The following is a 12,381-nucleotide window of genomic DNA, read 5'->3' as shown; positions in this document are numbered from 1 at the left end:
AGTTCCCTCGCCTGCTCCGCCGAATCGACCATCGGCACCAAAAGCGTACGGGCGCCGATGTCGAGCATCTGCTTGATGACCCAGGTCTCGCCGATCGGCGGCCGCACGACCACTTCCGAGGGCGAGGTGGCAAGCGCCTGTAATTGCGCCAGAATGCTGCGCAGGTCGTTCGGCCCGTGTTCGCCGTCGATCACCAGCCAGTCGAAACCGGCATGGCCGGCGATCTCGGCGGTCAGCGCCTCGCCCATGTTCAGCCAGAGGCCGATCTGCGGCAGGCGGGCCTTCAACGCCGCCTTGAAGTGATTCTTCGGAGACGGCATGGCGTTTCCCTTCAGGCGAGGAGCTGTTTCAGGTCGGCGGTGGGATCGGCGAGGATGGCGCGGCTCGGTTCGATGCCGGCGTCGAGCAGCTTCTTGCCGCTCACATAAGCCTTGGCATCGTTGATCGCGTCGACGGCAATGAACCGCCCCTCGCGGAAATACCAGATCGACAGGCTGCCCTCGCGGGCACCCTTGCGCACCAGCGTCTCGTCGTAACCGAGGTTGAAGCCGGCGATCTGCAGCTTCACGTCGTACTGGTCGGACCAGAACCAGGGCTTTGCGTCATAGGGCGCGGAGCCGCCCGCAAGGATTGCTGCGGCGGCTTCCGCCTGGTCGACGGCGTTCTGTACCGATTCGAGACGGATGCGCTGGCCCTTCCAGGGCAGCATGGCGCAGTCCCCCATGGCGAAAATCGACGGATCGGAGGTGCGGGCAAATTCATCGACAATTACGCCGTTGCCGACTTCGAGGCCGCATTCCTGCGCCAGTTCGTCGTTTGGTTTGACGCCGATGCCGACGATGACGAAATCGACCTCGATCGTGCTGCCGTCGGAAAGCTCGGCGGCGCGCACGTGATTCCCTTCCGGACCGCCTCCGCCGATCAGCCGATGCAGGCCGGTCTTTTCACGGATGACCACGCCGTGGCTGTCGTGAATGGCGCGCATCACGTCGGCGGTCTCTTTTGCAGCGACGCGCTGGAGGATGCGGTCGGCCATTTCGATCAGCGTCACTTCGAGGCCGAGATGGCGGGCGACGGCAGCGGCTTCGAGGCCGATATAACCGCCGCCTATAATAAGGAGCCGGCGGCCCGGCTTCATCTCGCCTGCGAGCAGGTCGGCATCGCGCTTGTCGCGCACGGTGAAGACGCCGTCGAGATCGCCGCCGACACTTGCCGGCAGCGTGCGCGGCGTTGAGCCGGTGGCGAGCGCCAGAATGTCGTATTCAAGCACGGCACCGTCCTGCATACGAACGGACTTTGCCTTGCGGTCGATTTCCTCGACATAGGTCGAGAGCAGAAGCTCGACGTCATTTTCGGCAAACCAGCTTTCAGGCCGGAAGGTCAGCCGCTCGAACTCCATTTCGCCGAGCAGATATTTCTTGGAGAGCGGCGGGCGTTGGTAAGGAATCACGTTCTCCGAACCGATGATCGTGATCGGCCGCGCATCCTTCAGGGCCCGGAGTTTTGCGGCAAGTGCGAAACCCGCCTGGCCCGCGCCAATAATCACCAACCTGCCCGTCACGTCTCGCTCCCCACGCCGATCATGGTTTCGTTGATAGCACCACTCATCCGATCGCAAGGGGTATCCCCGCGACACCGGCCCGTCAACAACGCGACATGGCCGATTACAGGCTTTGAGTTCACAGCTGTCCCACACGAAAGGGAAAAACCGCCTCCGAGGCACTTAAACGCCGGATTTTTGGCGATATTCCCGCTATCCGTCGCATTTTACCATTCCGTTTCAGAATGTGTCAGCGGACGAGGAATATAGTCACATCCTAGGAGCGCAACAGGAGGGTGTCATGCCCTTGAACATGGACCACGACCCAAAAACAGACGGCTCACGCGAGCACGCTTTCGAGAAGTTCTCGATCGATCGGCCGGGCAAGATCATCTTCGTCGGGCATCATCTCAGCACCAAGACGAGTTTCCGCTGCCTGATCCGCAGCATCTCGCTTTATGGCGCGGAACTCGAGGTCAGCCCGCACCTGCCGGTGCCCAACAACTTCTTCCTCGAGATCCTCGGCATCCATGACGACATCGGCTGCACTGTAATCCGCCGCGAGGAAGAGAAGGTCACCGTCGGCTTCAACATGCTGATCGATGCCGAATTTCTGCATCACGTGATCCGGCTGAACTTCGAGACCAGCCACTGACCGGCTGATAGTCTCGCGACCGGAGGGCGTTCCTCTCCCGCCGCTTGTGGTTGCCGTTCGTCAGCCGCGACAAAAGCGGCACCGCCCATAACAGCCCGCACCATTCGGCGCCCTCTAGAGGATCGGCGAGCGGATCCCGCCGTCCGGTCCGGCAGCGTCCATTCTTCTCCTTGTTCAGTTGTTTCCAAAACCTCACCCGGTTGAGAAACATGGCAGTCACTCCATCTATGATGTGATGCCATCGAGCTAGTGGTTTACGGCACGGCTTGTAGACGCGCCGGCGAACGCCATTTTTCATCCATGAACGATAGGACGATCACCGGTGAAACAATAAGGTGTCTCACATGACGGATGCGGGCTGGGATGATCTCAAACTGTTCCTGCATGTGGCGAGCGAAGGTGCCTTGAGTGGCGCCGCCGCCCGCACGGGCCTCAGCGCGCCGACGATCGGCCGGCGGATGCTGGCGCTGGAACGGACGACGGGCCGAACCCTTTTCGTGCGCAGCCAGCAGGGCTATCGGCTGGCGCCCGACGGCGAGACGCTGCTCGAACATGTCCGTGCCATGCAGAAGACGGCCGACAGCATCGCCGACTGGAAGGCGCAGGCCTTCGCGCTGCCGATCGTCTCGATTGGCGCCGACGCCTGGCTTTCCGGTTTCGTCAGCGATCATACGTCCGAGATCAGGGGCAAGGAGGACCGGTTCCGGCTCTGCTGTAAGTCGCTGCACAAGGGGCTCGATTTCACCTATCGCGAGGCGGATGTCGGGATCGTCGGCCGAAGGCCCGAATCCGGCAATGTGGCGATCCGCCGATCGGTCGCTGTCTCACACTGTATATATAGAGCGTATAGCCTTGCCGAAGACGAGACCATGCCGTGGGTTTCGATCGGCACCGAAAGCTCCCATTCGCCGGCCGACAAATGGGTGTTTCAGCATCACGAGGCCGATATCCGCACCTGGACCAATTCGCCGGAACTGCTGCTGCGGCTGATTGCCGGCGGCAACGGGCGCGGCGTCCTGCCGTGCTTCATCGGCGATGAGGTCCCTGGCCTGGTGCGCGAGGGCGGCATCATCGAAGAACTCACCTATACGATGTGGATCGTCGCCAATGACGACGACCGGCACCGGCCGGAGGTGCGCCAGGTGATCGAAGGCCTTGGAGCGCTTTTCAAAGGCCACGAGAGAAGATTCATCGGCGAGAGGGCGCAATCGGCAGCAAGCAGACTTGCTTACCGATGAATCGATCTTATTGTGTGCCGGTTTTAGAGAACCGGAACTGAAATCCATGCCTGCATTCTCGCGCTTCACACCGCTGATCAGCGCCCTTCCCGCCAGCGTCCCCTTCGTCGGCCCCGAAGCCATCGAGCGCAATCGCGGCCTCATGGTCAAGGCCCGCATCGGCGCCAATGAAAACGGTTTCGGACCGGCGCCTTCCGTCATCGAGGCGATCGGCGCAGCGGCCGCAAGCACCTGGAAATATGCGGATCCGGAAAATTTCGAGCTCAAGCAGGCGCTTGCGGCGCATCTGGGCTGTCAGGTCAACAATATTGCCGTCGGCGAAGGCATTGATAGCCTGCTCGGGCTGATCGTCCGGATGGTGATCGAGCCGGGCATGCCGGTCGTCACCTCCTTCGGTGCCTATCCGACCTTCAACTTCCATGTCGCAGGCCACGGCGGCCGGCTGGTGACGGTGCCTTATGTCGACGACCGCGAGCATCTCGATGGGCTGATGGAAGCCGTTCGCCGCGAAAACGCGCCACTCGTCTATTTCGCCAATCCCGACAATCCGATGGGAAGCTGGTGGGATGCCGACAGCATCGTCGCGTTTGCCAAGGCGCTGCCGGAAACCTGCCTGATGATTCTCGACGAGGCCTATTGCGAGACGGGGCCAGCCGGCGCGACGCCCGATATCGCCGCCCTGATCGACCGGCCGAACATCATCCGCACTCGAACCTTCTCGAAGGCCTACGGCATGGCCGGCTCGCGGGTGGGTTATGCGATCTCAACGCCCGGCACGGCGGAGGCCTTCGACAAGATCCGCAATCATTTCGGCATGAACCGGATCGGCGTCGCCTCGGCGCTCGCGGCATTCAAGGACCAGGCCTACCTCTCCCAGGTGATCGGACAGATCAAGGCCTCGCGGGAACGGATCGCCGCCATCGCTGAAACCAACGGCCTGAAGCCGCTGGCGTCTGCCACCAATTTCGTGGCGATCGACTGCGGCCGCGACGGCGCCTATGCGCGCTCGATCGTCGATGGGCTGATGGAGCACGGGGTTTTCATCCGCATGCCGGGTGTCGCACCGCTCAACCGCTGCATCCGCGTGAGCACGGGACCGGAGCCGGACATGGCGTTGCTTGAAGAAGCGCTGCCGAAGGTGCTGAAGAGCTTATAGGCCAAAAGAAAATGACCGCGCCGGCCTTGTTCCTGCCGGTCGCGGTCTCAATTTCAGGCGTCGTCCCCGTCCAGACCCGACCGCCCTGTCTCCCGATCCCCTTTTGGGTTGATGTCTTTTGGATTGTTCTCCCGCCGGCCCTCTTGCGGGGCCGGTCAAATTCTTCGACCACAGCGCTCCCTCGAGGAGCTCAGTGCATGGTCATCCATTCGCGAGCGGCGCGAAGGGCTGCGGCCAGCTGCATCTTGCTCATCGTCTGGGCCAGGTCGGCGCGCAGTTCGGCGGCGCGGTCGGAGCCCTTGATCGCGGCGATGTTGAGCCATTTGTGGGCGGAAACGAGATCGACGTCGCAACCACGGCCGGTCGCGTACATCAGGCCCATTTCGCAGAAAGTGTCGGCGCGGGTTTCGCCACCCATGGTGGCCATTCCGGAATTGTTCATTTCAAAGCGTGCCATCGGTTTGATCCCTGTTAAAGCCTGTTGTTCGTCGTCTGCCCTGTTTTTGCCCTTTCGGGCTCCGTCCGGATCGCCGTCTTAAAGCGGCTGTTTCGATCCTTCCGGCCGGCGGTTTTTCCCGCTCGTTTGATGACTTCACTATGCGCCCAACCTTCCAAAAGACGCCTAAAAAGCATGATTAATTCAACGAAAACAAAGTACAAACGCTTGGTAAACTTGGCTTTTTGTTAAACATGGGATGCCTTGCATTTTAAGGAATTTGCGGAGATTTTTACGAAAAATTTAGAAACGGATTTAAACTGATCGCTAACTACGAATCCGGGTCGCATCGTGGATCTGTGGAAAACCTGGCCCCTCCCCGAGGCTGTAAATCCCCCGTTTTCCAAGCCAATCCGATATTTACCTTTACGTACGGGTAAGATAAATTTCAAACCGGGTTCGCGCAAAGGGGTGCGAATTGGAGGAAACCGCGCCGTCTATCGCTTGAGAAGGTCTGACGGCGGAAGCAAAGGAGGAAACAATCATGATGCGCAGACTGATGCTTGCTGCCGCGCTGACACTTGCCGCAGCTGGGGCCCAGGCCGCAGAGCCGATTGAAGGCAATTGGAAAACCGCCAGCGGCGAGACCGCAGCGATCGGCAAATGCGACACCGCCTATTGCGTGACGCTGAAGACCGGCAAACATTCCGGCAAGCAGATCGGCAAGCTCTCCGGCAAGGACGGCGAATATAGCGGCGAGATCACCGACCCGGCGGACGACAAGACCTATAGCGGTTCCGGCTCGGTCAGCGGCAATTCGTTGAAGATGAGGGGGTGCGTCCTCGCGATCTTTTGCAAATCGCAGACCTGGACACGCCTCTAAGGTCGGCCCGCCCATATTCCTTATATAAGAAGTGCAGAAATGGTCGCGCCGACAAAGGTCGCGGCCATTTTTCGTCTCGCGACGTCAAGGACTGCCTGATTTTTTTGCTGCGCCGCACCAACAAAAGGCAGCATGATCACGGAAACGGCATCGGATTTGACCACCAAGTCCGGCGGATTTTTGGATGTCACAGTTTTGTGAAAAGCTTGAATAGGCCTTGAACGCAATTTATGCCGCACAAAAGTCCCAAAAAAGCCTTATTCGGCCAAAACACACACGCAGGCGATGCAAATTCTGTCCGACCTATCTATGCTATTGATATTAGTCGATAATTATCTTACCAAATTGTAACTTAATCGGTTTATTTACGGCAGGCTCAAAAAAATTAGCTTGCTTAGCACTTTTAACGTGCATTTTTAAAAGCCGATTTTGGCTGTCAACGTTTCGTTGACAACAGTCGCCAAAAGTGGGGCTTTCGGATCGAACCGATCGGTCCGATATCAGCATCGCAAACAGAAATTCACTCTGGTTCGACCCAAGACCGAACCGAACATACTCCAAGGATAAAGACAATGACCAAGATCACTTCCGCATTCGCCGCAGCCCTTATCGCTTCGGCTTCTTTCGCTTCCGTCGCCCTCGCTGAAGGCGACTATTATGAAGGCGCCTCCAAGGCCTCCGCGACTGTCGACCATGTTCAGACCGGCAGCATTGCGAAGGATCAACAGGCTGCCAACCAGATCCAGGCTCCGATCGGCCGCGGCGACTATTATGAAGGTGCAAACCGCCCGAACTAACCGCAGCTCATTCAAAACACCGAAACAACAATCCGCAGGCCAGGTCGCAAACTCATGAGCCGCGGAACACTCTGAAGGGACTATCACAATGACCAAAATCACTTCCGCAATCGCCGCAGCCCTCATCGCTTCGGCTTCCTTCGCCTCCGTCGCCCTCGCTGAAGGCGATTATTACGAAGGCGCCTCCAAGGCTTCCGCCACGACCGACCAGGTCCAGACCGGCAGCATCGGTCAGAAGGCCGAAGCCCAGAAGGCAGACGTCAACAGCGGCGACTATTTCGACGGCGCAAACCGCCCGAACTAACCGCAGACGTTCAAGACACAGAAACAACAATCCGCAGGCCAGGTCGCAAACTCATCAGCCGCGGAACACTCTGAAGGGACTACCATCATGACCAAGATCACTTCCGCAATTGCCGCAGCTCTCATCGCTTCGGCTTCCTTCGCCTCCGTCGCCCTCGCTGAAGGCGATTATTACGAAGGCGCTTCCAAGGTTTCCGCCACGACCGATCAGGTCCAGACCGGCAGTATCGGCCAGAAGGCCGAAGCCCAGAAGGCCGACGTCAACAGCGGCGATTATTTCGACGGCGCCAACCGCCCGAACTAACCGCAGACGTTCAAGATACAGAAACAATTTCCGCAGGCCAGGTCGCAAACTCATGAGCCGCGGAATACTCTGAAAGGATTATCATCATGACCAAGATCACTTCCGCTATTGCCGCAGCCCTGATCGCTTCGGCTTCGTTCGCCACCGCCGCTCTTGCCGATGAAGGCGACTATTATGAAGGCGCACAGCCCACCGAACAGGCTCAGGCCGTTCACGGTGCCCGCGTCGACAGCTTCGGCTACACCGGTTCTATCGCCCGCACCAAGGCTTCGGCCCAGTCGAACCAGTCGTTCGATGGCACGGTCACCCTGAACCGTGGCGACTATTATGAAGGCGCGGTTCGTCCGAACTAACCGCATTCATTCCACCGAAACAACCGTCCGCAGGCCAGGTCGCAAACTTTAAAGCCGCGGATCACTCTGAAAAGGAATAGGATCATGTCCAAGATCACTTCGACGATCGCTGCTACGCTGATCGCTACCGCTTCATTCGCCACGGCCGCTCTTGCCAGCGGCGGCACCTATTACGAAGGCGCCGTCGAACCGGCTCCGGGCGAACAGGCTTCCGCTGCCCACCAGACCGCTCCGAAGGGCCACCATCCCGTCAGCTACGGTTATACCGGCTCGATCTCGCACGCCACCGGCGCCGATCAGTCCGGCAAGGGCTTCGACGGCACGGTCACGCTGAACCGTGGCGACTACTACGAAGGCGCAGTTCGTCCGAACTAACCGCCGTTAATCAAGATACCGAACATATGTCCGCAGGCCGGGTCGCAAACTCGCTGCCGCGGGCAACTCTGAAAGGCACAAGACAATGACCAAGATGACCTCCGCACTCGCCGCAGCCCTGATCGCTTCGGTTTCGTTCGCCGGTGCAGCACTTGCTGAAGGCGACTATTACCAGGGCGTTCAGAAGACTGCGCCTTCCGTTTCCACGTCCATCGATCGCACCAACACCGGCAGCATCGATCGCCAGGACGGTAAGCTTCCGTTCAACAATGGCGGCGGACGGGATAACCGTATCTCCGATCTGGACAGCGGCGACTACTACAGCGGCGCAAATCGCCCGAACTAATTCTTAAGTTCGCTCGCGATCGATAGCCGCACGGAGCCTCGGCCAGTGCGGGATCGGACAGACAGAAAATATACGGGAAAAATGAAATACCAGCCGCTTGCGCGGCTGGTATTCGCAGTTCATTCAAGACACCGATTGGAAAGACGGGTCGCAATCGTCTTTCCGGTGCGTGGATGGCAGGACTCTGAAACCCGCCACCGTATTCAAGATTAAGTGAAGCTTTTCCACGAATCAATCACGTTGATGCTCTTCTTCGTGAGATTCCTGCATTTGGCAGCGGACCGCCCGTTTTTCGCGGTATTCCAGGCTTTTTCGCCGCTCAGAGAAAAAACCGCTAGTGGCAAGTCCGCTCCATTTCCATTGGAACGATCCGTCCTTCCAGGGATTTCTATCTTCGGCGGAGCGATGCGACTATCGCTTCGCACCATAAGAACAGATGGAAAGGACAGGACAATGAAAACCTATCTGACTTCCGGTATTGCCGCTCTTATCATTACGGCAGGTTATACCGGTGCCGCTATGGCACAGGATGCCGTCTATCCTGACCCAAACGGCCTGCCGCAATCGCCGCCGACCATCCAGCAGGACCGCGGCCAGGATCGTGGCCAGGGCGTCGATACCATGTCGACCGGCAGCATCTATCCGGGCACCGGCTACATGTACAACAACAACACCAGCGGCAATGCCGACTTGGATGGTGGACAGGACGAAGGCGACTACTATGACGGAACGTTGCGTCCGCATAACTAAGCAGTTGCTTCAAGATACCGCATCTCGCGCAGGTCGCAACCAGCGCACGGAATGACCTCTCCACCGATAGAACCAATTTTAAAGCCGGCCCCCAGGGGTCGGCTTTTTCGCGATCGGCATGGCTTCGAAGATGCACGGCGACATCCGATCACCTCGTGCCTGCGCCGGACCATGTTTCGGCAGGGACGCAGTCATGTGCGGCTCTTCAAGCGTCCGTTCTGTTCGGCCGGCGTTAACCATTCTGAACCCAGGATGAAGCCCTCTCTCAGGACGCATTCAGCCCCGCGCCTTTATTCTGCCGCCATTGGCTTTGGGGAGAGAACCATGACCGTCCTCGCACGTCGCCTGACAATCGTAACGCTGATCATGACCATTTTCGCATTTGCCTTTGCCGCGCTTGTCGCGGCCCCGGCGCGCAACGATCTGCGGGTGCATCTCGGCACGGCCGCGCCCTGCTATCATCCCGCGACGCCGAACTGCGTCGCCGCGCTTTGAAAACTCATGGATCAACCGGCGGGAGTCTTCCGACGTCGTTTGATTGTTATTGAGTTCCCACTATAATAGCGCATGAACACACGAATCTTTTCCCTATCCCCGCTTTCATTCATCAGCCCGAGCCCGGTCGAGCCGCGCGCCTTCGACAATCCGGTCGAGGCGGTCGATGCCCTGACCGAGCTCTACGAGCGCAACACGCGGTTCCTGATCGAGGCGTTCGGAGCGCTTGCCGACGGCGCCGCCGTGACCGGCCGCTACCGCGCCTGCTACCCGCAGGTCAGCATCGAGACGACCTCGTTCGGACATGCGGATTCGCGGCTCTCCTACGGCCATGTGTCGTCCCCCGGCGTCTATACGACGACCATCACCCGGCCAAAACTGTTCCGGCATTACCTCAAGGAACAGCTCGGCCTGCTGATGCGCAACCACAGCGTTCCAGTGACGATTTCCGAATCGACCACGCCGATCCCGCTGCATTTCGCTTTCGGCGAAGGTGCGCATGTGGAAGCGTCGGCGACCAGTTCGCTCGCCGACATCTCGCTGCGCGATCTCTTCGACACGCCGGATCTCAACAATACCGACGACCTGATCGCCAATGGGGAATACGACCAGGTGCCCGGCGAGCCGGCGCCGCTTGCGCCGTTCACCGCCCAGCGCATCGACTATTCGCTCGCCCGGCTCAGCCATTATACGGCGACCAGCGCCGATCATTTCCAAAACTTCGTGCTGTTCACCAACTACCAGTTCTACATCGATGAATTCGCGGCTTGGGCCCGGGAGATGATGGCAAAGGGCGGCGACGGCTACACGGCCTTCGTGGAGCCCGGCAACATCGTCACGCTTGCCGGCAGCGACAAGCCGGAAACCGACGCGGTCGTGCGCATGCCGCAGATGCCCGCCTATCACCTGAAGAAGAAGGGTCATGCGGGCATAACCCTCGTCAATATCGGCGTCGGCCCTTCGAACGCCAAGACGATCACCGACCATATCGCCGTGCTGCGCCCGCATGCCTGGCTGATGGTCGGCCACTGCGCCGGCCTGCGCAACAGCCAGCGCCTCGGCGATTACGTGCTGGCGCATGCCTATGTGCGCGAAGACCACGTGCTCGACGACGACCTGCCGGTGTGGATCCCGATCCCGGCACTCGCCGAAGTGCAGCAGGCGCTGGAAAGCGCCGTCGAGGAAGTCACCGGCTACCAGGGCTTCGAGCTCAAGCGGATCATGCGCACCGGTACGGTCGCGACGATCGACAACCGCAATTGGGAACTGCGCGACCAGCGCGGACCGGTGAAGCGGCTCTCCCAGTCGCGCGCCATCGCACTGGACATGGAATCGGCGACGATCGCGGCCAACGGCTTCCGCTTCCGCGTGCCCTATGGGACACTGCTCTGCGTCTCGGATCGGCCGCTGCACGGCGAACTGAAACTGCCCGGCATGGCGACCGCCTTCTACCGCACGCAAGTCAGCCAGCACCTACAGATCGGCATCCGCGCCGTTCAAAAGCTTGCGGCGATGCCGACCGAGACGCTGCATTCGCGCAAGCTGAGAAGCTTTTATGAGACGGCGTTTCAGTGATGTTGTAAGGCCAGCCGCCTTGGTGTATGATTTTCTAAGTTCATACACACGAGGTGGCTATGCGCACCAATATCGAACTCGACGATGAACTGATCGCCGAAGCAATGGAGTTGACCGGCCTGCCGACGAAGAAGGCGACGGTGGAGCAGGCGTTGAAGGATCTCGTTCGTATCCGCAGGCAGATGCGCGCGGTCGACAATCTCGAAGGCATCGGCTGGGATGGCGATCTCGATGAAATGCGGAAAGACTCCTTGCGCTTTGCCGATTGGGGCTTAGAGGGCCGCGAATGATCGTCGCCGACAGCTCAGTCTGGATTTCGTTATTCCGAAAAGACGATGTCGATGTCGCGGGTAGACTGCGCTCCTTCATAGCCCAGGGTACTGTTCTTGTCGGCGATATCATCATGCTCGAAGTGCTCCAGGGCGCTCGCGATTACCATCAAGCCCGTTGGATCGAACAAAACTTCCGCGACTTTCCCGCCGCGCAAATGCTATCGCCCCCACTCGCAGTAAAGGCGGCGGCCAATTATCGGCTTCTTCGGGATAGAGGCGTCACCGTGCGGAAGACGATAGATATGATTATCGGCACCTATTGCATCGAACGCGGCCACCACCTGTTGCATAGGGACAAGGATTACCTGCCGATGGTGGAGCATCTCGGACTGCAGATCGCCTGATCACTCGACCTTTGTCGGCCGCGCCACCAGCAGCGAAAGCGCCGTCCCGACCAGCGACGAAACGATCACCAGAAGATGCGTGTTGACCGCCGCCTGGCCGAGTTCCGCCAGGGGCAGCCCTGCCGTGCCGGCGCCGAAGGCGATGGCGCCGGCGGTGATGCCGGCGGGATAAGTGCCGACGCCGGCGGGGGCGTGGACGGGAAGCACCGAAGAGAGTTCGCCGCCGAGGCCGCCGCCGAAGCTTGCGGCCACGGACAGTCCACCGAGCAGGCCGAGAACCCAGGCGAGCACGGCGATCTTGGTGAACCAGTTGATCAGCGTCGCGCCCCAGGCCCGGGCGAAGGCTTTCGCATCGAGCGGCAGGCCGGCTTCGACTTCGTCGAGCAGTTTTTTCGCCTTGTCCGGCAGAACCTTGGCCGCCATGCGGAAGGCCTGGCCGCGCAGCGCGAAGGCGATGGCCGGCAGGATGAGGAAGGCGAGCCACAGCGCCCAGGCCCAG

At 59.8% G+C, this 12,381-nt stretch carries 18 protein-coding genes and 1 pseudogene; 15 read left to right on the top strand and 4 right to left on the bottom strand.

What is annotated here, in order from left to right:
* Together MOV61_RS23500 and MOV61_RS23495 are read right to left on the bottom strand one after the other, a co-directional pair.
* Positions 1-320, bottom strand: a 320-nt coding sequence (locus MOV61_RS23500) for an HpcH/HpaI aldolase/citrate lyase family protein (protein WP_247138307.1), incomplete at its 3' end; no start/stop codon positions are given.
* Between the two features lie 11 nt (positions 321-331).
* Complete coding sequence (locus tag MOV61_RS23495) at positions 332-1,561, bottom strand: NAD(P)/FAD-dependent oxidoreductase (protein WP_247138306.1); 1,230 nt, start codon at positions 1,559-1,561, stop codon at positions 332-334.
* Between the two features lie 280 nt (positions 1,562-1,841).
* Between MOV61_RS23495 and MOV61_RS23490 the strand changes: the two genes are divergently transcribed.
* The 3 genes from MOV61_RS23490 (at position 1,842) to MOV61_RS23480 (ending at position 4,589) form a co-directional block, all read left to right on the top strand.
* Positions 1,842-2,195, top strand: a complete 354-nt coding sequence (locus MOV61_RS23490) for a hypothetical protein (protein WP_247138305.1) — start codon at positions 1,842-1,844, stop codon at positions 2,193-2,195.
* A gap of 344 nt (positions 2,196-2,539) precedes the next feature.
* On the top strand, positions 2,540-3,433 hold the full coding sequence (locus MOV61_RS23485) for a LysR family transcriptional regulator (protein ID WP_247138304.1): 894 nt from the start codon (positions 2,540-2,542) through the stop codon (positions 3,431-3,433).
* 46 nt (positions 3,434-3,479) lie between these two features.
* Positions 3,480-4,589 (top strand): pyridoxal phosphate-dependent aminotransferase, encoded by a 1,110-nt coding sequence (locus tag MOV61_RS23480; RefSeq protein ID WP_247138303.1) that lies wholly within the window; start codon positions 3,480-3,482, stop codon positions 4,587-4,589.
* A gap of 190 nt (positions 4,590-4,779) precedes the next feature.
* Here the strand turns inward: MOV61_RS23480 and MOV61_RS23475 are convergent, their stop codons facing one another.
* On the bottom strand, positions 4,780-5,046 hold the full coding sequence (locus MOV61_RS23475) for a sel1 repeat family protein (protein ID WP_007758903.1): 267 nt from the start codon (positions 5,044-5,046) through the stop codon (positions 4,780-4,782).
* Between the two features lie 523 nt (positions 5,047-5,569).
* Here MOV61_RS23475 and MOV61_RS23470 point away from each other — a divergent pair.
* From MOV61_RS23470 to MOV61_RS23415, 12 genes are all read left to right on the top strand, one after another.
* A complete protein-coding gene (locus MOV61_RS23470) occupies positions 5,570-5,908 on the top strand; it encodes a DUF2147 domain-containing protein (RefSeq protein ID WP_038541434.1) in 339 nt (112 codons plus the stop codon).
* A 572-nt stretch (positions 5,909-6,480) separates the two neighbouring features.
* A complete protein-coding gene (locus MOV61_RS23465; RefSeq protein ID WP_038541431.1) occupies positions 6,481-6,705 on the top strand; it encodes a hypothetical protein in 225 nt (74 codons plus the stop codon).
* Between the two features lie 88 nt (positions 6,706-6,793).
* Positions 6,794-7,009 (top strand): hypothetical protein, encoded by a 216-nt coding sequence (locus MOV61_RS23460; protein ID WP_247036777.1) that lies wholly within the window; start codon positions 6,794-6,796, stop codon positions 7,007-7,009.
* A gap of 87 nt (positions 7,010-7,096) precedes the next feature.
* Entirely contained in the window at positions 7,097-7,312 is a 216-nt protein-coding gene (locus tag MOV61_RS23455) for a hypothetical protein (protein WP_247036779.1), read from the top strand.
* A gap of 86 nt (positions 7,313-7,398) precedes the next feature.
* Entirely contained in the window at positions 7,399-7,665 is a 267-nt protein-coding gene (locus MOV61_RS23450) for a hypothetical protein (RefSeq protein WP_247138302.1), read from the top strand.
* Positions 7,666-7,749: 84 nt separating this feature from the next.
* On the top strand, positions 7,750-8,040 hold the full coding sequence (locus MOV61_RS23445; RefSeq protein WP_247138301.1) for a hypothetical protein: 291 nt from the start codon (positions 7,750-7,752) through the stop codon (positions 8,038-8,040).
* Positions 8,041-8,125: 85 nt separating this feature from the next.
* Positions 8,126-8,386: a hypothetical protein gene (locus MOV61_RS23440; RefSeq protein ID WP_046600236.1), complete on the top strand. Its 261-nt coding sequence runs from the start codon at positions 8,126-8,128 to the stop codon at positions 8,384-8,386.
* A 453-nt stretch (positions 8,387-8,839) separates the two neighbouring features.
* Positions 8,840-9,136, top strand: a complete 297-nt coding sequence (locus MOV61_RS23435) for a hypothetical protein (RefSeq protein WP_247138300.1) — start codon at positions 8,840-8,842, stop codon at positions 9,134-9,136.
* Between the two features lie 324 nt (positions 9,137-9,460).
* On the top strand, positions 9,461-9,631 hold the full coding sequence (locus MOV61_RS23430) for a hypothetical protein (RefSeq protein WP_247138299.1): 171 nt from the start codon (positions 9,461-9,463) through the stop codon (positions 9,629-9,631).
* Between the two features lie 72 nt (positions 9,632-9,703).
* A complete protein-coding gene (amn, locus tag MOV61_RS23425) occupies positions 9,704-11,206 on the top strand; it encodes an AMP nucleosidase (protein WP_247138298.1) in 1,503 nt (500 codons plus the stop codon).
* 59 nt (positions 11,207-11,265) lie between these two features.
* Positions 11,266-11,496 (top strand): type II toxin-antitoxin system VapB family antitoxin, encoded by a 231-nt coding sequence (locus MOV61_RS23420; protein ID WP_247138297.1) that lies wholly within the window; start codon positions 11,266-11,268, stop codon positions 11,494-11,496.
* Positions 11,493-11,882: a PIN domain nuclease gene (locus tag MOV61_RS23415; RefSeq protein WP_247138296.1), complete on the top strand. Its 390-nt coding sequence runs from the start codon at positions 11,493-11,495 to the stop codon at positions 11,880-11,882. The genes MOV61_RS23420 and MOV61_RS23415 overlap by 4 nt, the downstream gene beginning before the upstream one ends.
* Here MOV61_RS23415 and MOV61_RS23410 read toward each other — a convergent pair.
* A pseudogene (locus MOV61_RS23410) lies at positions 11,883-12,381 on the bottom strand (UPF0104 family protein); the annotation flags it as partial.

Source organism: Neorhizobium sp. BETTINA12A (assembly GCF_023006485.1).
In the GTDB taxonomy this organism is placed as follows: domain Bacteria; phylum Pseudomonadota; class Alphaproteobacteria; order Rhizobiales; family Rhizobiaceae; genus Neorhizobium.
The sequence above is the reverse complement of the archived record's forward strand: the minus strand, read 5'-3'. Positions and strand labels throughout refer to the sequence as shown.

Excerpts from the sequence above, each read along its gene's own strand:
- MOV61_RS23490 (WP_247138305.1), top strand. The coding sequence starts at position 1,842 with ATGCCCTTGAACATGGACCACGACCCAAAAACAGACGGCTCACGCGAG.
- MOV61_RS23485 (WP_247138304.1), top strand. The coding sequence starts at position 2,540 with ATGACGGATGCGGGCTGGGATGATCTCAAACTGTTCCTGCATGTGGCG.
- MOV61_RS23480 (WP_247138303.1), top strand. The coding sequence starts at position 3,480 with ATGCCTGCATTCTCGCGCTTCACACCGCTGATCAGCGCCCTTCCCGCC.
- MOV61_RS23475 (WP_007758903.1), bottom strand. The coding sequence starts at position 5,046 with ATGGCACGCTTTGAAATGAACAATTCCGGAATGGCCACCATGGGTGGC.
- MOV61_RS23470 (WP_038541434.1), top strand. The coding sequence starts at position 5,570 with ATGATGCGCAGACTGATGCTTGCTGCCGCGCTGACACTTGCCGCAGCT.
- MOV61_RS23465 (WP_038541431.1), top strand. The coding sequence starts at position 6,481 with ATGACCAAGATCACTTCCGCATTCGCCGCAGCCCTTATCGCTTCGGCT.
- MOV61_RS23460 (WP_247036777.1), top strand. The coding sequence starts at position 6,794 with ATGACCAAAATCACTTCCGCAATCGCCGCAGCCCTCATCGCTTCGGCT.
- MOV61_RS23455 (WP_247036779.1), top strand. The coding sequence starts at position 7,097 with ATGACCAAGATCACTTCCGCAATTGCCGCAGCTCTCATCGCTTCGGCT.
- MOV61_RS23450 (WP_247138302.1), top strand. The coding sequence starts at position 7,399 with ATGACCAAGATCACTTCCGCTATTGCCGCAGCCCTGATCGCTTCGGCT.
- MOV61_RS23445 (WP_247138301.1), top strand. The coding sequence starts at position 7,750 with ATGTCCAAGATCACTTCGACGATCGCTGCTACGCTGATCGCTACCGCT.
- MOV61_RS23440 (WP_046600236.1), top strand. The coding sequence starts at position 8,126 with ATGACCAAGATGACCTCCGCACTCGCCGCAGCCCTGATCGCTTCGGTT.
- MOV61_RS23435 (WP_247138300.1), top strand. The coding sequence starts at position 8,840 with ATGAAAACCTATCTGACTTCCGGTATTGCCGCTCTTATCATTACGGCA.
- MOV61_RS23430 (WP_247138299.1), top strand. The coding sequence starts at position 9,461 with ATGACCGTCCTCGCACGTCGCCTGACAATCGTAACGCTGATCATGACC.
- amn (WP_247138298.1), top strand. The coding sequence starts at position 9,704 with ATGAACACACGAATCTTTTCCCTATCCCCGCTTTCATTCATCAGCCCG.
- MOV61_RS23420 (WP_247138297.1), top strand. The coding sequence starts at position 11,266 with ATGCGCACCAATATCGAACTCGACGATGAACTGATCGCCGAAGCAATG.
- MOV61_RS23415 (WP_247138296.1), top strand. The coding sequence starts at position 11,493 with ATGATCGTCGCCGACAGCTCAGTCTGGATTTCGTTATTCCGAAAAGAC.